The organism is Croceitalea dokdonensis DOKDO 023 (genome assembly GCF_001306415.1).
Taxonomy (GTDB): Bacteria; Bacteroidota; Bacteroidia; order Flavobacteriales; family Flavobacteriaceae; genus Croceitalea; species Croceitalea dokdonensis.
Map to the genome: position 1 here is coordinate 116,255 of NZ_LDJX01000001.1, position 20,645 is coordinate 136,899.

18 protein-coding genes and 1 tRNA gene are annotated in these 20,645 nt (G+C 40.4%); 14 read left to right on the forward strand and 5 right to left on the reverse strand.

Annotated features, from left to right (window positions below):
* Positions 1-50 precede the first annotated feature (50 nt).
* The gene (locus tag I595_RS00475; RefSeq protein WP_157449607.1) at positions 51-2,009 is read right to left on the reverse strand and encodes a tetratricopeptide repeat-containing sensor histidine kinase; all 1,959 of its coding nucleotides are present in this window, start codon (positions 2,007-2,009) and stop codon (positions 51-53) included.
* Positions 2,010-2,084: 75 nt separating this feature from the next.
* Entirely contained in the window at positions 2,085-4,061 is a 1,977-nt protein-coding gene (locus I595_RS00480) for an ATP-binding protein (protein WP_172675891.1), read from the reverse strand.
* Positions 4,062-4,233: 172 nt separating this feature from the next.
* Between I595_RS00480 and I595_RS00485 the strand changes: the two genes are divergently transcribed.
* Positions 4,234-4,310: transfer RNA gene (locus I595_RS00485), tRNA-His, on the forward strand.
* Between the two features lie 91 nt (positions 4,311-4,401).
* Here I595_RS00485 and I595_RS00490 read toward each other — a convergent pair.
* Positions 4,402-5,973 carry a M28 family peptidase gene (locus tag I595_RS00490; protein WP_054557431.1) on the reverse strand — a complete coding sequence of 524 codons (1,572 nt, stop codon included), beginning with the start codon at positions 5,971-5,973 and terminating at the stop codon, positions 4,402-4,404.
* A gap of 57 nt (positions 5,974-6,030) precedes the next feature.
* Positions 6,031-6,873 (reverse strand): AraC family transcriptional regulator, encoded by an 843-nt coding sequence (locus I595_RS00495; protein ID WP_054557432.1) that lies wholly within the window; start codon positions 6,871-6,873, stop codon positions 6,031-6,033.
* A gap of 124 nt (positions 6,874-6,997) precedes the next feature.
* Here I595_RS00495 and I595_RS00500 point away from each other — a divergent pair, with 124 nt between their 5' ends.
* From I595_RS00500 to I595_RS00520, 5 genes are all read left to right on the forward strand, one after another.
* Positions 6,998-7,921: a dihydrodipicolinate synthase family protein gene (locus tag I595_RS00500; protein WP_054557433.1), complete on the forward strand. Its 924-nt coding sequence runs from the start codon at positions 6,998-7,000 to the stop codon at positions 7,919-7,921.
* Entirely contained in the window at positions 7,918-9,501 is a 1,584-nt protein-coding gene (locus I595_RS00505; protein ID WP_054557434.1) for an aldehyde dehydrogenase (NADP(+)), read from the forward strand. Before I595_RS00500 ends, I595_RS00505 begins: the two co-directional genes overlap by 4 nt.
* Positions 9,502-9,504: 3 nt before the next feature.
* On the forward strand, positions 9,505-10,515 hold the full coding sequence (locus I595_RS00510; protein WP_054557435.1) for a 4-hydroxyproline epimerase: 1,011 nt from the start codon (positions 9,505-9,507) through the stop codon (positions 10,513-10,515).
* A 1-nt stretch (position 10,516) separates the two neighbouring features.
* The gene (locus tag I595_RS00515; protein WP_054557436.1) at positions 10,517-11,761 is read left to right on the forward strand and encodes an NAD(P)/FAD-dependent oxidoreductase; all 1,245 of its coding nucleotides are present in this window, start codon (positions 10,517-10,519) and stop codon (positions 11,759-11,761) included.
* A gap of 71 nt (positions 11,762-11,832) precedes the next feature.
* Positions 11,833-12,762: a hypothetical protein gene (locus tag I595_RS00520; protein WP_054557437.1), complete on the forward strand. Its 930-nt coding sequence runs from the start codon at positions 11,833-11,835 to the stop codon at positions 12,760-12,762.
* Here the strand turns inward: I595_RS00520 and I595_RS00525 are convergent, their stop codons facing one another.
* On the reverse strand, positions 12,763-13,410 hold the full coding sequence (locus tag I595_RS00525) for an alpha/beta hydrolase (RefSeq protein WP_054557438.1): 648 nt from the start codon (positions 13,408-13,410) through the stop codon (positions 12,763-12,765).
* 221 nt (positions 13,411-13,631) lie between these two features.
* On the opposite strand from I595_RS00525, the gene I595_RS00530 reads away from it, so the two are divergent.
* The 8 genes from I595_RS00530 (at position 13,632) to I595_RS00565 (ending at position 20,637) form a co-directional block, all read left to right on the forward strand.
* Complete coding sequence (locus I595_RS00530; protein WP_054557439.1) at positions 13,632-14,057, forward strand: PaaI family thioesterase; 426 nt, start codon at positions 13,632-13,634, stop codon at positions 14,055-14,057.
* Positions 14,035-15,093, forward strand: a complete 1,059-nt coding sequence (locus I595_RS00535) for an isochorismate synthase (RefSeq protein WP_157449608.1) — start codon at positions 14,035-14,037, stop codon at positions 15,091-15,093. The genes I595_RS00530 and I595_RS00535 overlap by 23 nt, the downstream gene beginning before the upstream one ends.
* 42 nt (positions 15,094-15,135) lie before the next feature.
* Positions 15,136-16,884, forward strand: a complete 1,749-nt coding sequence (gene menD, locus I595_RS00540) for a 2-succinyl-5-enolpyruvyl-6-hydroxy-3-cyclohexene-1-carboxylic-acid synthase (protein WP_054557440.1) — start codon at positions 15,136-15,138, stop codon at positions 16,882-16,884.
* Positions 16,885-16,918: 34 nt separating this feature from the next.
* Complete coding sequence (locus I595_RS00545) at positions 16,919-17,260, forward strand: DUF2853 family protein (protein ID WP_054557441.1); 342 nt, start codon at positions 16,919-16,921, stop codon at positions 17,258-17,260.
* An 87-nt stretch (positions 17,261-17,347) separates the two neighbouring features.
* The gene (locus tag I595_RS00550; RefSeq protein ID WP_054557442.1) at positions 17,348-18,178 is read left to right on the forward strand and encodes a CvfB family protein; all 831 of its coding nucleotides are present in this window, start codon (positions 17,348-17,350) and stop codon (positions 18,176-18,178) included.
* Between the two features lie 147 nt (positions 18,179-18,325).
* The gene (locus tag I595_RS00555; protein ID WP_054557443.1) at positions 18,326-18,925 is read left to right on the forward strand and encodes an SPOR domain-containing protein; all 600 of its coding nucleotides are present in this window, start codon (positions 18,326-18,328) and stop codon (positions 18,923-18,925) included.
* Between the two features lie 8 nt (positions 18,926-18,933).
* On the forward strand, positions 18,934-19,842 hold the full coding sequence (gene menA, locus I595_RS00560) for a 1,4-dihydroxy-2-naphthoate octaprenyltransferase (RefSeq protein ID WP_054557444.1): 909 nt from the start codon (positions 18,934-18,936) through the stop codon (positions 19,840-19,842).
* A 36-nt stretch (positions 19,843-19,878) separates the two neighbouring features.
* Positions 19,879-20,637: a LytR/AlgR family response regulator transcription factor gene (locus I595_RS00565; protein ID WP_054557445.1), complete on the forward strand. Its 759-nt coding sequence runs from the start codon at positions 19,879-19,881 to the stop codon at positions 20,635-20,637.
* The last annotated feature ends 8 nt before the right edge of the window (positions 20,638-20,645 follow it).

Genomic DNA, 20,645 nt, shown 5'->3' on the forward strand with positions numbered 1-20,645 from the left:
TTATTGTGTGTTTAAGCGAAACAAAAGGACCGTTTGTCGGTTATTTATATTCAATCAAAATAAATTAACACTTCAGTACCTTTGCCAACTTCACTTTTATACCCCAATCTGGCTTTGTTGATGTTAAGCAGATAGCGACAGATAGAAACGCCTATTCCAGTACCCTTCTCATTTAATGTCCCAGGTTCTGATTGGTGCTGTTTGTTCTGGCCCAAATTCGATAGGATTTCCTTGGTCATCCCCAACCCGTAGTCTTTAATGGAAAGGATTGTGCCATCCATTTTGGCGTTACAGGAAATTATTATTTTCCCCTTGGGATGAGAATATTTAATGGCATTATAAATAAGGTTTTTTAGGATAATGCTCAGGTGGTCCTTATCTATAAAGGCTTGTTGGGATTCAGCTATCTCATTGGAGATGACGATGTTTTTTTGGTTTACCTGAAAAGCGAAAACAGCGCAAACTTTTTCTACCTCAATGTTTAGGGCCACATATTCCCGTCTGGGGATAATATTCTGTAATTCTGACTGTGCCCATATAAAAAGATTGTTTATGGCGAATAATCCCTTGTCCACGTTGGTTTTTAATTGTGGTGCCACTCTTTTAAATTCCTGTGGTGTAATACCCTGTTGATTATAAACTTCAAGTAATTCCCTTAAGGTGGCGACCGGGGTTTTTAAATCACCGGCTACAGTTTGGAATACCCTATTTTTGGTCATGTTCAATCTTGTTAATTCCAGACTGAGCCTGTTTTGGGTTTTTTTATTCCTAACGATTAGAAAAATGATTAGCCCAGCTGTAAGCAAAAGGGCCAAAGATATATAACCAATTGATTTTTGACTCCGTATTTTCTGTTGGTTCTGTGCGATAATGGCAGATTCCTTATTATCAAAATTGAGTTTTGCCTTTAATAACTTTACATTATCCGTACTCTTTTGTTCGTTTATTCGTTTTTGGGTGTTTATCTGTTGCTCTAGATAATGCAGACTTTTGTTTTTGTTATTTTTCTTTTTTTGGAGTTGCCATAACAGTTCATAGCTCTGTTGTAGCCGGTTTAAATCATTAAGGGCTTGTGCGGTTGTTTTAGCCTTTTCCGCATAGTGGAGTGCTTGATCTACTCCGCCGGAACGGAAGTGTATTTGAGCACGCAAAAGATGGATTTCTAGAAGGTCACGAATACCATCCATACCCTCTAATTGCTTTGCCGAATTTTCAATGAAATTTTGTGCAGTATCAAGGGAATCTTGCGCGAGTTTAACTCTGCCCATTACGCGGTAACCCCTGGATAGCCAGAGGGGGTCCTTCTGTTTTTTAAGTAAATCCATGGCCAATTGGCCGATGGAATCAGCGGGGCGAATGGCATTTTTGTTAAGATGGTTTAGGGCAAGGTTAGATAAGGTCCTCGCCTTTTCGAATACAGCATTGGTAGCCTTATATAAAGCCAAGGCGTTTTGATACTCCGTCTCCGCCTCATCATAAAGTTGGTTTTGCCAATAGACATATCCTAAATTATGCCTTAATATGGCTTCTGTGTAGGCATTGTTTATCCTTTGGGCATCCTTTATGGCCTCGTTGTAGGTGGTTACAGCATTCTTTGGGTCACCTTTCCATTGATGGAATAAAGCTAAACTCTTTAGTATCTCTACCTCAAGGTCTTTGTACCCAAGTTTTTCTGCTTTTTGTTTCGCTTCTTGGTAAAAGGCTAAAGCTTTTTCCATTTTGTTGATATCGTCAAAATAGTTGCCAATCCTTAAAGTAGCCATCACCTTACCGTAGGAATACCCTCTATCTTCACTTAACCGTAATCCTTTTTGCGCAAAAAAAAGGACACTGTCTGATTTTCTAAAACTGTATGATTTAGCTCTATTTAGAAGGCTGTCAATTTCAGGGTCCTTGATGCGGTTTGTTGTGTTTAACCAAGGACTGGTATCAGTAGTATCCCTACCCATGCATCCCACAAGCAGGGACATCAATAAGGTTAGGCTTAGTATGTGGAGTGTATGTTTCACATTTGCTTTTTAAGTAGGGCATCACAGTTTTAACCTTGTTTTGCACAAGAATTGGGGGTACTTTATGTGTTTATTTTAAGGAGATGAAAAAATTATTTCTATGCAAGTTCCTTTACCCAGCGTACTATTTATCTTTAGATTCCCATGGTTAAGCTTTAGAAGTTCCTTGCAAATGTTAAGGCCAATTCCGGTTCCCTTTTCCTTACTTGTCCCTGGTTTAGATATTGGTCGTCCGTTGATAATTTTTTCAATTGTGGCTATAGACATCCCCACACCATCATCACAAACTGTTAAACTAGGTTGGTTGCCCTGATGGTAAGAAAATATGATTTTACCGTTTTCATGAGTGTACTTAATCGCATTTGAAATGATATTGCGTAGAATGATGTTAAGGTGTTCCGGATCAATAACAACCTTTGCATCCGTAGGAATTTTACATTCAATAGCTATATTTTTTTTATCTATTTGTTCTTGGTGAAGTGCAACAACGTTATTACCTGCTGTTTTAAGCGTAACGCTCTCTGGCCTACTTTTTATACCATTTAATTGCTGCTGGGCCCAAAACAATAGATTATTAAGCGTAAAAGCACTATGGTCCACGTTGGACTTTAACTTAGGGGCTATTTTTAAAAATTGCTCTGTGGATAACTTATCACTCTGGTATAGGGACAAAAGTTCCTGTAATGTGCCAATGGGTGCTTTTAGGTCATGGCCAACTATGGAAAAGACTTGATCTTTTGTCCTACTTATTTCTTTGAGACGTGCATTGGCCTTTTTTTGTATTTGGATGTTTCGCCGAATCAATAAAAGAATGGCGATTAGGACAATTAAAGATAGTACGCTAACGGTGGTAATCAGCTTTTGTTTTTTTAACTTGTTTTGGGATGTGAGTTCCAATCTCCTTTGTTGTTGTTCAAATTCCGTTTGCGCTTCAAGCACCAATAATTGGGTTTTACTCGCTTCCACCTTAATAGAATCAGAAATCCTTGTCGCCGTTTCTAAATACGTTAGCGCTAAATCATTATTGTTTTCTTTCTTGTTGATTTGATATAGGAGGTTAGATGCCCTAATGATACCATCATAATAATTAATGGATTTGGAATTTTTTTCACCAAGGACAGCTTTTGCCTTACTTTTGCCCAAGTCATTTTCAAGCAAATAAATTTCGGCATAGGCCAAATCTTTTTCTACTTCGCGCTGTTTATCATCAATGGTTTCTAGTAGTTCTTCTGCGAGGTTTAGATAGTGTTTTGCTTGGGTAATGTCATTTCTTTTGATACAGGCTTCTCCAGCATTTACTATGGCAAAAGCGGCCCACGCATTAATTCCTTTTTTTTTGAGGTAATCAAACGCCTGAATCCCATAGTTTTCTGCAAGGGTGTAATTGCCTTTTTTGTTTTGCAAATAACTTAAGTTGCTTTTGATCTGTGCAAGACCAATACTATCTGTGGTGCTCTCCAGTAATTTTAGTCCTTGTTCATAATAATTAAGGGCATTTTCGGTATCCTTTAATAGCAAAAAGCCAGTGGCAAGGTTAATGGTGAATATAAATTCCATTTTACTTATATCGTACTCCTTGGCCTTTATAGCTCCGGTCTTTCCCACCATGTAGCCCTTAGGAAAATCCCCACGCTTTAGGTAATTCATGCACTGTACATTAAGGGCTGCCAGTTCCAGACTATCACTGCTAGCGGCCAATGCTAAATTCTCGGATTTTTTAGCATAGGTCATACCCTTTTCAAATTCCCCTTGTAATGTTGCTCCGGTGGCTAAGGCCAAGTAACCACCTGCCACACCTTGTTCAAATTTATAGTTGAGGCTTAGGTCTATAGCCCTTTGGCCAACGGACAAAACACTGTCATAATTTTGATACGCATAACTTCTCGCGAGCAGATAAAGCGTTTTTAAGTAGTTAGTGTCATTTGGCTGAAAATTACCTTGGGATTCATAGTAGCGTCTGCGTTGCTCCAGACTATCTTTTAAATGCTCTTGTGCATTTAGGGTACAACAAAAAAACTGGACAAAGGTAACTGCCAATATACAGAAATGCACATTTGTTTTTTGGCCATTTAAAAGCATAAGCGGTGATAAGGTAACTTTGGACTGTTAATATAGCACATTAAATGGTTAAAACACCAAATAACACAAAGACTTCTAAAAATTTCTTGTGGCTTTTATTTGGAATCATACCTTAAAAAAAATTACCTTTGCCACCGCTTAAATGGTGGTTGTAGCTCAGTTGGTTAGAGCGCTTGATTGTGGTTCAAGAGGTCGCCGGTTCGAACCCGGTCTTCCACCCCAAAGTAAAAAGTCCTGAACACATCAGGACTTTTTTGGTTTTCATAAGTAATCAAGCGTTTAAATCCCTAGCGGTACAGTTGATTTAAGGCTCTTATTTAGCTGTGCTTGCTTTATCCACGATAAGCTTATTCTCCCTATTGGCTATATCCCAAGCTGTGTAAAAAACAAGCTGGGTTCTATTGGTCAATAAGTCATAGTTGATTTTGTCAGGAGTATCCGTGGGCTTATGGTAATCCGCGTGGGTTCCGTTAAAATAAAAAATGATAGGGATATTATTTTTTGCAAAGTTGTAGTGGTCACTTCTATAATAAAATCGGTTTGGGTCATTTTCATCGTTATAGGTGTAATCTAGTTCAATGTTCATATGTTTTTTGTTCACCTCCTCGGAAAGTTCATGCAGCTCCGTACTCAACTTATCGGAACCTATAAGATAAATATAATTTCTATCTCCAGTTCTTTTGGGGTCTATCCTTCCTATCATATCAATATTTAGGTTGGCAACGGTTTCGTTTAACGGGAAAATAGGTTCGTAGTCCGTATAATACTTAGAGCCAAGCAATCCTTTTTCCTCGCCTGTGACATGTAAAAAAACTACGGACCGATCGGGGCCGTTACCTTCATCGGCCGCTTTTTTAAAAGCCTCTGCGATTTCTAGCAGGGCCACAGTTCCAGAACCATCATCATCCGCGCCATTGTTAATTTGGCCATCTCCCGTAATCCCAATATGGTCCAAATGGGAAGAAAGCACTACATATTCGTTGGGTTTGGTCTTTCCTTTAATGAAGGCCACCACATTTTCTGATTCTACAGAATTGTCCTCACTTTCAATATTAAAATCAAGTTTTTTATCTATCAGTTTATTTTCTGATGCTTCTAAAATATCAGGATAAATGGCCAAGGCCACCTTTTCATTGATGAGCATCATAAATTCCTTGGCGCGTTCCGCAGTTAACTGCATTCTGCCGCTATCATTGGTTTTCATAAATTGAAAATAACGTCCATAACGGCTAAAGTTGTCCGGGTCTAGATAAAGCATTCCTTTGGCTCCTTTGCTCATGGCCAACTCACTGCGCTTGCCCAACGCCTCTGACATATTGCTCCAAACAGAGACCTCATCCGTACCTGAAATAAGATAGCTGCCATCTGCATTTTTTGGCTCTCCAGACTTGACCAGTACAATTTTATCGGTTACGTCTATTTTCCCATAATCCGTGTACTTTTCATCTTCAATTCCGTAACCAACATAAACAATACTACTGTAATTTCCCTTTACTTCTGAAAAGGTTAAAATGTCTTCACCAACGGTGAAAGCAGAATTTTCAATGGTCATGGTTCCCTGTGGTACTTTGCTTAGTTCAAGTGCTACTTCCTGAAAGTAATTACCGTCTGGTTGAGCAGCCGGTATTCCAAGTTTTTCGTATTCCTTTTTTAAATAGTCCACAGCTTTTTTTTGTCCAGGCTCCCCAGTTTCCCTACCTTCAAATTCATCAGAAGCATAGATAAACAGGTGTTCCCTTAGTTCTTCCTCCGTAATGGATTTTGCATATGTTGGCGCCAGTTCGGCCTTGGCAATGGAAGTTGATTTTTCGGTGCCGCTTGTGGTTTTCTGTGAAGAGTTACAAGATAACGCTAGCCCAAGGGCGATTACATAAATTTTTTTCATATCCTCAATTCAAAGTATTCAAAAATAGGAAACCTGTATTGATTTGGTCGCTACAAATTACAAGAACTTTTTTTTAAAACCTGTAGGGGGAATTCCCTTATGTTTTAAAAAGTATTTATTAAAGTTTGAAATGCTTTGGTACCCACTTTTAATCGCCACTTCTGAAACGCTAAGTTCTGGATGCCTTGCCATGTATTGGCAAGCTTGGGCCACCCTTACCTCATTTACAAATTGGAAAAATGTTTTGTTGGTCCGTTGCTTAAAAAAACGACAAAATGCGCTAACACTCATATGCATTCTGTTAGCTACTTTTTTTAGTTCAATATCTTCATGATAGTGCTGTAAAACAAAGTCTATGGCCAATTGAAGCCTATCCCCTTGTTTGTAGGTAAGTTGCTGGTTATTTGCCAGCGTGTTTAATTGTTGCTTTTTTTCTTGTGAGATGGCCCTTAGAATTTCTAAAAACTGAATAAAAAAGGAAAAGGTGTCCGTATCATTAAGCTTTAAAAACATAGCTCTAAGCGGTGTCTGCCCAGTAGGTAGTTTAAAACCATAGGATAGCAAGGAAAAAAGCGGGTAAATTATTTTCATTTCCCGTTGTTCAAAAAAAGAGCCACCAAAGGCATCTCTGGTAAAGAACATAGAAATCATCTCAGATTCACCCGCGCTTACACTACTTTTAAACACATGTGGTAATTGACCGCCTATTCCAATAATATCTTCGGCCTGGTAGGTATGTACCGAGTTCCCAACGATTAACGTCCCGTTACCCTTGACCACAAAACTTAACTGTATTTCTTCATGTTGATGTAGTTTGTCATAAAAGGCAATGCCTTTGTCATGTTGTAACAGAAGGTTTTGTTCTGGTTGTTTGGTAATATGAAAAGGGTAAACCTTCATTGAATTGAAATTATCCTAATAATTAACAATGCAACAAAAATAATGATAAAATAGTGGCAATAATGGCCAATAAGGTCGAACCGTATTTCCACATTCACCTGTATTTTTACCAAAAAAATATCAAATGGCAACAATAGATTGGCAGGGGGTAATGCCCGCTGTAACCACAAAATTTACTAAAGACGATAAGTTGGACCTTAAAATGTTTGAGGTAAATATCAATGCCCAATTGGATGCTGGGGTAAGTGCAATTATCTTAGGAGGAACGTTGGGAGAGGCAAGTACCTTGTCACAGGAAGAAAAAAAGGAACTGACAGAATTTACCGTTTCCGTTGTGAACAACAGGGTCCCCGTCATCCTTAACATTGCTGAGCAGTCTACAAAAGACGCCATACTGGCAGCCAAAAATGCAGGGGACTATGGGGCCTCTGGTTTAATGATGCTACCACCCATGCGTTACAATGCCACAGATAACGAAACAGTGGCTTATTTTGAGCGGGTGGCTAAAAGTACAGATTTGCCAATTATGATTTACAATAACCCCGTGGATTACAAAATTGAGGTGACCTTAGATATGTTTGAGCACTTATTAAAACTGGACAATATTCAGGCTGTGAAGGAATCCACACGCGATATCTCCAACATCACAAGAATAAGGAACAGGTTTGGTAATGATTTAAAAGTCTTGTGTGGGGTGGATACCTTGGCCTTGGAGAGCATTCTTATGGGAGCGGATGGATGGGTGGCTGGTCTGGTTTGCGCGTTCCCTGCGGAAACCGTCGCTATTTGCAACCTTGCCAAAGCAGGACGTATCCAGGAGGCCATTGAAATTTACAGATGGTTTTTACCATTGTTGGAGTTGGACATTAATCCGCAATTGGTCCAGAATATTAAATTGGCAGAAGTTGCCACACAAATTGGAACGGAACACGTACGCGAACCGCGTTTGCCATTAATTGGCGAAGAACGGAAAAGGGTATTAAAAATTATTGAGGAAGGCATGGCGACAAGGCCGCAACTGCCAGACTACAAAACCTTATCCATATGATTACAGGTACTAACTTTATTGGCTTTAAAAGTGTAAAAGGTGGAGGTAAAATGTTCACTACAACCAACCCAGTGTCCAACACAGAGAACCCTTGGAAGTTTACGGAGGTAGATGAAAATCAAGTGGACCAGGCGCTTGGATTGGCGACCCAAGCTTTTGAAATTTACCAACAAACCACGCCTACAAAAAGAGCTGAATTTTTAAACGCCATCGCCGATGGGATTGAGGCATTAGGTGATTCACTCATCAATACCTATTGTTTGGAAACCGGTCTGCCCCAAGGTCGCGCTAAAGGTGAGCGTGGAAGAACTGTGGGACAATTAAGGTCTTTTGCCAATTTGGTGGCTGAGGGTTCATGGGTTAAGGCAACTATTGATACCGCAGATTTAGGCCGGGAACCTATGCCTAAGTTGGACATCCGCAAAATGATGGTGCCACTAGGTCCTGTGGTGGTCTTTGGGGCCAGTAATTTTCCATTGGCATATTCTACTGCTGGAGGTGACACGGCAAGTGCATTGGCTGCTGGTTGCCCGGTGGTGGTAAAGAGCCACCCCATGCATGCAGGAACTGGGGAACTGGTGGCAACGGCAATCATTGGCGCCGCCAAGGCCACGGGCATGCCAGATGGAGTGTTTTCCAATCTAAATTCTTCGGGAATTGAGGTGGGACAGCAACTGGTAAAGCATCCGCAGGTAAAAGCGGTAGGTTTTACAGGAAGTATCAAAGGTGGTCGCGCTCTTTTGGATTTGGCGGCCGCCAGAAAGGAACCTATTCCCGTTTTTGCGGAAATGGGCAGCGTGAATCCGGTTGTGCTATTGCCAATTGCCTTAGGCTCCAAAGGAGATTATTGGGCCAAAACCTATGCAGGTTCCATTACTTTGGGTACCGGGCAATTTTGCACAAATCCAGGTGTCCTGTTGGGTTTGGATAGTGAAGTGCTTGATCATTTTATACAGATCCTTGGGGAAGAAATTATCAAAATTGAGCCAAGTTGCATGTTGCACCCCAATATCGCTAAGGCCTATGAAACCAACAAGAATAGAATAACGGAAAAGAGCGGTGTGAACTTGGTGGCAGAGTTCCCAAAAGAAACAGCTCAAAACCATGCAAGGCAGGCGGTGGTCAAGATAAGCGGCGCGGATTTTAAGGCAAATCCAGAAGTACAAGAAGAAGTGTTTGGACCTTTTTCCCTAGTTGTGGCCTGTTCCAATACAGAAGAAATGAACCAAGTAATCGCATTGATGCATGGCCAACTAACGGGAACCATTATCGCAGAACGCCAAGAATTGGATAACTACGGCAGTGTGGTCAATACCTTGCGTAATAAGGTAGGCAGACTTATTTTTAATGGAGTGCCTACCGGTGTGGAAGTTTGTGCTGCCATGCAACATGGAGGTCCCTATCCCGCCAGTACGGACAGTAGGTTTTCTGCTGTTGGAGTTCATGCCATTGATCGTTGGGTACGTCCGTTAAGCTACCAAAACTGGCCCAACAACTTACTGCCGGCAGAATTGCGCAATGAGAATCCATTGCAAATTGTAAGAACCATAGATGGTACATCTACCAAGGCAAAAATTTAGGATATGGCAAAACATGTCTTTGAATGTATTGATGGGCATACCTGCGGAAACCCAGTGCGGTTGGTGGTGAGCGGTGCTCCAGAATTAATGGGAGCCAATATGAATGAAAAAAGACTTCATTTCTTGAAGGAATATGACTGGATCCGCACCGGACTTATGTTTGAGCCTCGCGGACATGATATGATGAGCGGAAGCATGCTCTATCCCGCACATGATGTAAAAAATGATGTTGCCGTACTGTTTATAGAGACCAGTGGTTGTCTGCCCATGTGCGGGCATGGAACCATAGGAACCATTACCATTGCCATTCAGGAAGGTGTCTTAAAACCAAAAAAGCCCGGTTTTGTTCGTTTGGAAACCCCAGCCGGCTTGGTAGAAATTGAATACGCCACGGAAAATGATAAGGTAGTTTGGGTAAAGCTTACCAATGTAAAGAGTTACTTGGCCGCAACCGGCTTAATAATTAATTGTCCGGAGCTAGGGGAGTTAACGTTTGATGTTTCTTATGGCGGAAATTTTTATGCTATAATCGACCCGCAACCTAATTTTTCTGGGGTTCATGATTTTTCTGCTACCAAGTTGGTTCAACTATCCAAGGAAATTAGAAAACGCATCAATGAAAACTATCCATCAAAGTTTATACATCCAGAAAATAGCTCTATTCGTGATGTTTCGCACCTTATGTGGACGGGCAATCCTTTAAACTCCACCTCCTCTGGACGGAATGCGGTATTTTACGGAGACAAGGCCATTGATAGGAGCCCTTGCGGAACGGGGACCTCTGCCAGATTGGCCCAATTGTATGCAAAAGGCAAGTTACCGATGCATACAGATTATGTGCACGAAAGTTATATTGGCTCCACGTTTACAGGTAGGGTAGAGGCAGAAACAACTATTGATGGCATAAGTGCTATTGTTCCCAGTATAAAGGGCTGGGCAAAAGTGTACGGCAAGAATACCATTACCATTGATACTGAGGATGATCCTTATGCCCACGGATTTCAAGTTATCTAATATGTCTAAAAAGGTGATAATCATAGGAGGGGGGATTGTAGGTCTCTGTAGTGCTTATTATTTACGTAAGGCGGGTAACCAGGTCACTGTTTTAGATAAGTCCCGTATGGACTCTGGTGCTTCCTATGTGAATGCCGGCTACCTCACACCAAGCCATATTATTCCTATGGCCCAGCCCGGGATGATTTCCATGGGCCTAAAATATATGTTCAATGCATCCAGCCCGTTTTATATGAAGCCCCGCTGGGATATCGATTTCTTTAAATGGGCTTTGGCGTTTAAAAAATCCTCCACTACAGCCCATGTAGACAAAGCCATTCCGGTAATCAAAGAACTCAATATCCTAAGTAGGGAATTGTTTATGGATATAAAAGCTTCCAAGGATTTGGGGGATTTTCATCTAGAACGAAAAGGTCTTTTGATGGTCTACCAAACCAATAAGGAACGGGACCATGAACTCATGGTTGCCGAAAGGGCAAAATTTTTAGGACTGGATGTCAAAGAGTTGGATGTCCAAGCATTAAAAAGAATAGAGCCCAAGGTGGAATTCAATGCCAAAGGGGCCATTCATTATGAATGTGATGCCCATTCTACCCCCAATCTGTTTATGGAAAGGATGAAAGCGTATCTTATAGAGCAAGGGGTAAGCATCTTAAAAGGTCAGGAAGTGGTGGCTATCGACCCAGGAAAGCATGCGATTGTGAAAACCTCTGATGCGGAGTATAAAGCAGAGGCCATTGTTCTTGCCGCGGGATCTTGGTCTTCCAAATTAACAAAAAAATTAGGGCTTAAGATGTTGCTTGAAGCTGGCAAAGGCTATAATATTAACTCCCATCAGGAGACCGGTATTACCATGCCCGCTATACTTATGGAAGCAAAAATGGCAGTTACCCCTATGCGTTCTTATACCCGGTTTGCCGGTACCATGGAGTTTTCAGGTATCAACCATCATATTAGAAAGGAACGCGTAAATGCCATAGCCAATGGTGCCGAAAGCTTTTATAGGGGGTTAAAAATAACCGCGGCGGAAAAAGAAGGGGCCCAGTGTGGTTTAAGGCCTGTGAGTCCTGATGGATTGCCTTACGTAGGAAAAATAAGCAGAAGCCAGAATATTATCATTGCTACCGGACATGCTATGATGGGTTGGAGCCTAGGACCCGTCACCGGAAAAATAGTAAGTGATTTGTTGTCTGATAGCACACCTATAATGGATGTTTCGCCATTTTGTCCAGAACGTAAATTTTAAACTTAGTACGCTTAGAAAAATTTGGCTCCATATTTGTTTTTTGTTGGGAACATTCCTAGTAATTTTACGGTATGTTTAGAGCTAATTACATCACTGCGTTTCTTGTGGTCTGTTTTCTTTTTAATGAAGGACAAACACAGGAACTTGCCATATTTAAAGTATCGGATTTTGATCTTAAGGGCCCCGTAAAAATGTGTACCGTGGTGCAGAGTTACGGAAGGGAAATATTTGAGTTTAGCCCATCTGGTTTACTAATAAAATCTACCACCAAATATAACGAGTCCGATAGTGATATCACCCTTTACAAATACAGCGGGGGGTATTTAATGGAAAAACGTTTGGAGAGTTATAAGGACGGGGTCTTGGATCCCAGCAGTTCTATGGTAAACTTGTTTGAAATCGATAGTTCAAAAGGAAAGGTAATCAAAGAAAAAATCATCTCTTTGGATAAAGAATTTTTTGAGGAACAACGGTATTATTTAAATGAGGATGGGGATGTGGAACGTGTGGTTACGTCACACCAAAATGCTGTGGACGAAACCAAAATTGAATATACCCAACTCAAAGGCGAAAGTACCAAGTCTACCTTTGAAAACGGAATATTGATTCAAACGGTAAGAAAGTCAACTAAAATCAACAAGAATAAAGAAAAAATCACAATAACGTTGGTCAAGGAATTTTTGGACGGTAAACCAAGCACGGCTGTAGAAACGGAACATGATGAAAAGGGTAAAATATTGTCCAAGCAGTTATTTTTGTTTGATACAGGGTCTAAACAATTTGCTCCAAGTGAAAGATTGGAGTTTCAATACAACGCAGCAGGGGTGCTATCCAAAAACATTGTTCACAAGGGTAAAGCAAAATCGGTAAAGGAATATGTATTTCAGTTTGATGATTCCCCCTACAAAAATTGGGTAAAAAAAATTGTTGCCCCAGAGAACACTTATGTTTCCAGAATCATCACCTATTTTCAAGAGGACCCTGCCACAGAGGAAAACTAACTACACTAATTCCCGGATAAGTTCCGGTTTCATTTCATGGCTCCCCTTGAAATATCTAATGTTGGCGTGGCCTAAAAATAGCCCTTTAATCCTTGTTTTTTGATGCTCCAGCCGTTTTGGCGTAATATACTCATCCTCATCGCCATAAATAAAATAAACCTTAGTATTACTCTGTATGAGGAAGGCTACTTCTTCCTTGGTAAGTTCCTCTGGAATTCCTCCAGCGTACAATATTAAGGTTTCACACGGTATTTGTTTAGCCACACACCATCGCAATGCTATGGAAACCCCTTGGGAAAATCCAAATAGTATAAGATGTTTAGTAGGTTGGGGCAGGGCTTCCTGCTTCCAAACAGCGTCTAAATAATGTAGTATATTAACGGTTTCCTTCGCGCTGTTTTCTTTGGTGAGCCAACTGGCCCCTACATGTTTAAAATCCTCTTTTAAATAATATTTGGAGGGAGCCTGAGGAGCGATAAAATAGTTCTTACTTTCATCAAAATCCTTAAAGTAGCGCAAGAAATACCGACTTAAATACCCCATCCCATGAAAAATAACCCAAATGTTTTCCGTGCTATCCGTAAGACGGTTCAGTGTTTCGTATGGTTGGTAATTTACATAAGAGACCTGCTTTTGTTTTGATTGCATATACAAAGGTAAACAGCATTACGGAACGCTTCAAGGTTCCCATACACTTTCTTAGGTGTTGATAAAGGGAAACTGGATAGGGATATGGCCAGAGTTGTATTAGGAATACGTAATTTTACTAAAAATTAGGGCAAAGCGTGAAATGGTTTTTAATCAGCCATAACCGGCCCCATGCCTGTTTAGGAGGTCATCGGTGAACAAAATTCTTGTTAAAAATAGCTATGGAAGCACATAAAGGGAAAATTCTGCAAGTCTGTAACCAAGTATCAAAAGGTACGTTAATGGAAACTTTGGATATTGAATATGTGGATGTTGGCGAGAATTTTTTAACTGCTCGCATGCCTGTTGGCCCCAAAGTATATCAACCAGATGGGGTGCTCCATGGCGGCGCAACCGTGGCCTTGGCAGAAAGTGTTGGCAGTGCAGCCTCTTACATTTTTTTGGATGGAAATGAATTCTTTATCAGGGGACTGGAAATTTCTGCCAATCATGTTAAAGGGATAAAGGAAGGTTTTGTGTATGCCAAGGCAGCAATTATCCATAAAGGGAGAACTACCCAACTTTGGGAAATTAAGGTGACCAATGAAAATGGGGAGTTGATTTCTAACTGTAAACTAACAACTATTGCACTTCCCAAAAAGAAATGAATTACGCCAGCTGTTGACTAGGGCAGGGGAACACTTGCAGAAGGAACTTCCCTTTGTACTCTTTAGAAGGCCAAACGGGAAGACGGTGCAAGGGATTTTTCAAAATAATCAGGAATTGCTACAAACCCCGGATTTAAAAGCTGCGGGTTTTGTATTTGCCCCTTTTAATAGTAACAAAACCAATGTGCTTATACCTAAAGATCACTTTATGGTTGCCAATTGGCAACCCTCCAAAGCCACCCCAGAAAATAATGGAATCCCACTGACAGAGGTAGGAAAGAAGAAGCATATTGCCTTGGTGGAAAAAGCGATTAATGGTATCCAAGACGGTCAGTTCCAAAAAGTAGTGGTTTCGCGCACTGTAAACTTGGATATCGTGTGTGATGCTATCGCTATATTTTCCAAAGCCTTGAATTCCTATTCCAACGCATTTTGTTACCTATGGTACCATCCAAAAGTGGGTATGTGGCTTGGGGCTACCCCAGAACGCTTGGTAGCGGTGGAACATCAAAATTTTAAAACCACGGCACTGGCAGGTACCTTGCCTTATACGCACAATGAAGCTCCCCAGTGGGGAACAAAGGAAATTAAAGAGCAACAAATGGTAACTGATTTTCTTTACGATCAGCTTACGGACCATTTAAGCAATATGCAGGTTTCAGCAACAAAAACCTCCAGAGCAGGAAATTTATGGCATTTAAAAACGGATATTTCCGGAAAGTTGGCACCAACCTCATCCCTTGCCGAAATTGTAACTAAAATCCATCCCACCTCTGCGGTCTGTGGTTTGCCTAAAGAAGCCGCGCGGGATTTTATACAAAAGGAAGAAGCGTATGATCGGGAATTTTACACCGGTTTTCTTGGGGAATTGGACTTAGACGGTAGTGCCCATCTTTTTGTTAACCTGCGGTGCATGCAAGTGCATGGGAAATCTATAAAAATTTATGTCGGTGGTGGTATTACCGAGGAGTCTGACCCTTTGCAGGAATGGTTGGAAACCCAAAACAAAAGTAAAACCATGTTAAGTCTCCTTTAAAGAGGGATTATATACTGGGTCTTGTTCGTACTTTTGCAATGCATGAAGCAATCCGTTATTCCTTCCGCCAAAATGGTCGTTGCCGCTTGTAAGTCCAAGGGTATCCGTGATATTGTCATTTCCCCTGGCTCTAGAAATGCGCCGTTGACCTTAAGTTTTTCAAAAAATACATTTTTCAACTGTTACAGTATCGTGGATGAACGTAGTGCGGCATTCTTTGCTTTGGGCATGTCCCAACAGCAAAAGCGTCCGGTGGCACTGGTTTGTACCTCCGGAAGTGCCCTACTCAATTATTACCCAGCGATAGCGGAAGCTTTCTACAGTACAATCCCCTTGATTGTGATTTCAGCAGATAGGCCACCTTATAAAATTGATGTTGGTGATGGCCAGACCATACGCCAGGATAATGTTTTTCAAAGACATATTGGGTATTCTGCAAACCTTAAATTAGATGTTTCCCATGCGGTAGGGCGGATAGAACGGTATGCACCCTATTTATTGCAAACTGGGCAGTCCAAAATTGAAAGGTACAACAGGAAGGAATTGAACCAGGCCTTTAATGTTGCCTTTATGAGCAAGCTACCCGTTCATATCAATGTTCCTTTTGAAGAGCCTTTGTATGATTTGGAAGAGGGAGAACATTTAGATTTTAATTCCGCCGACACTAAAATAACAAGTCAAGAACCACTGGGTTTTGAGGAAGACTTAGGCTCCTTAAAACAACTATGGCGTAAAGCAGGGAAGAAAATGGTTTTGGTAGGGGTAAATCATCCAAACACGATTGAGAGAGAATTAATTGAGCGGTTGGGCAATGACGCTTCCGTGGTGGTTTTTACGGAAACCACCTCCAATTTACATCACCCAAATTTTTTTCCGAGTATTGACAGTATTATTTTTCCCATAGAAAAGTCGGAACATCAACACAAACTGTTTAAGGAATTACAGCCCGATATTCTATTAACTTTTGGAGGTTTGGTGGTGTCCAAAAAGGTGAAGGCATTCTTGCGCAACTATACCCCAAAACAGCATTGGCATATAGATGGGATGAAGGCATTGGACACCTACTTTTGTTTGTCAAAACACTTTAGGACCAACCCCAACGCTATGTTGAAAATTCTTCTTTCAGAGACGGATAATTCGCAAAGTGATTATTTTAAGCAATGGCACCAAGTAAAGCGCAACTATGAACGTAAGCGTGCCGCGTACTTAAAACAAATTGGGTTCTCAGACTTTTTGGTTTTTGATATACTCTTAAGCACTATCCCGGACAAGTACCAGGTGCACCTGGCCAATAGTTCTACAGTGCGCTATGCCCAACTGTTTGATATGAACCCTACCCTAGGTGTTTTTTGTAACCGGGGAACAAGCGGGATTGACGGCTCTACCTCTACGGCTGTTGGGGGAGCTATTTATGATAGCAACCCTACCGTTTTGATTTCTGGCGACCTCAGTTTTTTTTACGATAGTAACGCACTTTGGAACTCCTATTTACGAAAGGACTTTCGTATCATAATCATAAATAACAGTGGTGGCGGTATTTTTCGGATTTTACCGGGGAACGATGGCTCGGATACCTTTGAAACTTATTTTGAAACCGTTCAGAGCACAAATGCCTATCACCTTTGTAAGCAATTTGGGCTAATGTATAAAAGTGCAAATGATACTACGTCCCTAAGAGATGCTTTACATACGTTTTACGACGAGTCCGATTACCCAAAGGTCTTGGAAATCTTTACGCCCAGAAAGATCAATGATAAAATTTTGCTTGGTTATTTTGATTTCATATCTTAGACACAATGAACATTAATCTAGAACACTGACAATTATGAGTAAAAGAGACGAATTAGTGGCAAAGTATGCCGAGGATATCAAAAGCAAGTTTGGTGAAACGCCTGATATGGATTTGTTGAACAAAGTAGCCGTAGGTTTGGGTCCAGCAATATACAATTTGGACGCATCAAAAGTTTCTGGTAGTGATGATAAGGAATTGGAAACGGTAAAAAAGAACTTTTTAATGAAAAAATTAGGTTTGGCAGACAGCCCAGCCTTAATGGAAGCCATTAACTCGGTGATAGAGAAATATGGTAAATCAGAAAAAAACAAGCACAGGGCGGTAATTTATTACCAGTTGGCAAAGCATTTTGGCAAAGAGTCTGTTTACAATTAAAGAGTTGAAAACATCAAATAAACCGTCCTAAAATTTTTAGGGCGGTTTTTTTTATTCAATTTTGAGGTGCAAAGCTTAAACCGTAGCATGATACAATTAGGTAATTATAATGATTTAAGAGTAGATAGGAGTACTAGTGTAGGTTTATTTTTATCGGATGACGAGGGCACAGAAATTCTTCTGCCCAATAAATACGTACCGGAAAATATTCAATTAGATGAGGTAATTACCGTGTTTTGTTATTTGGACCATCAGGAGCGACCAGTTGCAACCACCTTAAAACCTGAAATAAAGAGAAATGGTTTTGCGTTTTTAAAAGTGGCCGAAGTCAACCAGATAGGCGCATTTTTAGATTGGGGTCTTGAAAAACATCTTTTGGTGCCGTTTAGTGAGCAGCGTGTAAAAATGGAACAAGGAAGGCGCTATATTGTACACTGCTATCTAGACGACAAAACCTTTAGACTAGTGGGTTCTGCCAAAATAGACCGATTTTTTAAGAATGAAGAGACTACCTTAACGCCTAACGACCAAGTGTCCCTTTTGGTAAGTAGGCATACGGATTTAGGCTGGGAGGTCATTGTGGACAACGCTTATAAAGGTCTTATTTTTCATAGTGACAACCACCAGGACCTGGCTGTTGGTAAGTCTTTAACCGGTTACGTGAAAAACGTAAGGCCAGATTTTAAAATTGATGTTGCATTGGCACCGATAGGTGCAGCGATGTTGGAAGGTACTGCTGCAACCATTCTTGCTGCGCTGGTGAAAGCCAACGGATTTTTACCCCTACATGATAAATCTGCGCCGGAGGATATTAGAAATCAACTTAAAATGAGTAAAAAGGCTTTTAAAAAAGGCGTTGGCGTGCTATACAAGGAACGCAAAATCGAAATTCAAGAAAATGGGATAAACCTAGTTTAAATTTCATTTTCTTGGCTTACGGAACGTTGAACGATAAAGACCGTTTTTAGATTTTTTTCTAAGCGCAAAACTTTTACTTTTGTATTGGATAGATTGGTGTGGTAAATCATTATCTTTCAACCATTTCATTGTTCTAAAAGAAATTATATGCCCTTTATAGAAGAAAACGATTTATTGGATTTACACAAGGATATTGAGAAATCCCAAATTATCAATGAACGCCTTTTGGACCAAATCAAGTACAAGAACAAAGACCTCAAAAAAATACGTGTCCAAAGAAATATTTTTGCTGGTGTCGCCATTACGGTGCTTTTGGCCGTTTTTGGAATATATTCCTTCTATTCAGGCTTACGTACCTCCAACAATTTTAGGGGGCAAGAAACACTGGCAGAGGCTATTGATAGTATTGACACCTTTAGAAATAGAATAGACAATCTTAAGGCGCAGAATGAGGAATTGAGCTTGGTGAAGGAATTCTATTTGGCCAAAAAGTTTATTGAAAAAGAAAAAATATACTCTGTTCAGGTAAAGTCTTTTGTGGAAAATAACGCTACACTGGCCTCGGAATCCCTGACCAATACCATGTTTGTTAAAACCAACCCTTTCTATGCCTATTCCCTTGGTGCTTTTGAAACATTGGAGGAAGCACAGTCTTTTAGAAAGCAATTGGTGCAAATGGGTTTTAATGATGCTTTTGTGGCCTCTTATAAAGATGGGAAACGGTTAAGGATTGAGCCATCTAACTAATCCGTAGTTTGAAAACAGTAAAAGCCTGGGTAAGTGCAGCCAGATTAAGGACCCTTCCACTTTCCATATCGGGCATCGTGGTTGGTGCTGCTTTGGCTACAGCAAAAGGGGCTTTTGACGTGACCACTTTTTGGTTGGCTATCCTAACCACCATTGCGTTTCAGGTTACCTCAAATTTTGCCAATGATTACGGGGATGGAATCAAGGGAACGGATGCCAACGATCGTATAGGGCCAATGCGTGCCCTGCAAAGCGGTAACCTAACAAAAAATCAGTTATTTAGGGGCATCTTGCTCAGTATATCCGTTAGCGTATTGCTTACCGTGGCCGTAGTGATTCAGGCCTTTGGAATGCAGCAGTTAAAGTTGCTCATCCTATTTCTGTTGTTTGGTGGTTTTAGTATTTGGGCTGCCATAAAATACACCATGGGGGATACACCTTATGGTTATCAGGGATTAGGCGATGTTTTTGTTTTTCTGTTCTTTGGGCTGTTGGGCGTCATGGGGACAACGTTTTTATTTACCAAACACTTAGAGGTATTGGATGTCTTTCCTGCCATTGGGGTAGGCTTGTTGTGTGTAGGGGTACTCAATTTAAACAATCTTAGGGATATGGAGTCGGACAAGAGGCACGGCAAACGCACTTTGGTGGTGAAAATGGGTTTCGCAGCAGGAAAAAAATACCATTATTGCCTTTTGGGATTCAGCGCAGTAAGTTTTATCGTATACGCGATAGGCACGGCTAAGGACATATGGGACGCATCATATCTAATTGCATTTACACCTATTTTATGGCACTTGGCTACAGTAGTCAAAACAAACGATCCGAGATTATTGGATAAGGAATTAAAAAAATTGGCATTAAGTACTTTTTTCCTTGCACTCACGTTCTATATTACACTAAATTATTTTTTGTAAATTTATTTTTTAGTAAAAACTAAAACCAAACTAATTTTGGAACATCCCATTAAAATACTTATTGTCGAGGATAATGTTATTATTGCAGATGACATGCAATCCATGTTGGAAGAGATTGGTTATGAAGTCGTTGACAATGTTATTGTTTACGAGCAGGCAATAGAGGTGTTAAAGAACAATCATGTTGATTTAGTGCTTATCGACATCATTTTAGCCTCGGACAAAACGGGAATAGACCTTGGTAAGCATATACGTGAACATTACAATATTCCTTTTATTTTTGTTACTTCCAACTCAGACAAGGCAACGGTGGAGAATGCTAAAACGGTAAAACCAGATGGTTATTTGGTAAAACCTTTTGAGCAGCAAGATTTGTATACGTCCATAGAGATTGCCCTTTCAAATTTTAACTACTCCAAGAAATCGGAAAGCAAGGATATGGGTGCCAGTGCAGACGGTGATGCCTTTATGTCCAACTCCGTATTAAAGGATTCTATCTTTGTTAAAAAACAACATTTGTATTACCGGATTCAATTTGGGGATATCCAATTTATTAAAGCAGATAATGTCTATTTAGAAGTGAACACCGTAGATAAGAAGTTTCTGGTACGATCTCCTTTAAAGGATTATTTGGAAAAATTACCAAAAAACAAATTCTACAGGGCGCACAAGTCTTACATTGTTAATGTGGACCATATAGATGCCATAAATTCAAAGGATATCATGATAAACAATACCCTTATCCCCATATCCAAGGATTTTAAGGAATTTATCATTTCTTCCATGAACTCATAGCAATACGT

What these genes read in the sequence shown, in the direction of transcription:
- I595_RS00515 (WP_054557436.1), top strand. Translation starts at nt 10,517, where the DNA reads ATGTCTAAAAAGGTGATAATCATAGGAGGGGGGATTGTAGGTCTCTGT.
- I595_RS00555 (WP_054557443.1), top strand. Translation starts at nt 18,326, where the DNA reads ATGCCCTTTATAGAAGAAAACGATTTATTGGATTTACACAAGGATATT.
- I595_RS00530 (WP_054557439.1), top strand. Translation starts at nt 13,632, where the DNA reads ATGGAAGCACATAAAGGGAAAATTCTGCAAGTCTGTAACCAAGTATCA.
- I595_RS00510 (WP_054557435.1), top strand. Translation starts at nt 9,505, where the DNA reads ATGGCAAAACATGTCTTTGAATGTATTGATGGGCATACCTGCGGAAAC.
- I595_RS00490 (WP_054557431.1), bottom strand. Translation starts at nt 5,973, where the DNA reads ATGAAAAAAATTTATGTAATCGCCCTTGGGCTAGCGTTATCTTGTAAC.
- I595_RS00500 (WP_054557433.1), top strand. Translation starts at nt 6,998, where the DNA reads ATGGCAACAATAGATTGGCAGGGGGTAATGCCCGCTGTAACCACAAAA.
- I595_RS00520 (WP_054557437.1), top strand. Translation starts at nt 11,833, where the DNA reads ATGTTTAGAGCTAATTACATCACTGCGTTTCTTGTGGTCTGTTTTCTT.
- I595_RS00505 (WP_054557434.1), top strand. Translation starts at nt 7,918, where the DNA reads ATGATTACAGGTACTAACTTTATTGGCTTTAAAAGTGTAAAAGGTGGA.
- menD (WP_054557440.1), top strand. Translation starts at nt 15,136, where the DNA reads ATGAAGCAATCCGTTATTCCTTCCGCCAAAATGGTCGTTGCCGCTTGT.
- I595_RS00525 (WP_054557438.1), bottom strand. Translation starts at nt 13,410, where the DNA reads ATGCAATCAAAACAAAAGCAGGTCTCTTATGTAAATTACCAACCATAC.
- I595_RS00495 (WP_054557432.1), bottom strand. Translation starts at nt 6,873, where the DNA reads ATGAAGGTTTACCCTTTTCATATTACCAAACAACCAGAACAAAACCTT.
- I595_RS00550 (WP_054557442.1), top strand. Translation starts at nt 17,348, where the DNA reads ATGATACAATTAGGTAATTATAATGATTTAAGAGTAGATAGGAGTACT.
- I595_RS00545 (WP_054557441.1), top strand. Translation starts at nt 16,919, where the DNA reads ATGAGTAAAAGAGACGAATTAGTGGCAAAGTATGCCGAGGATATCAAA.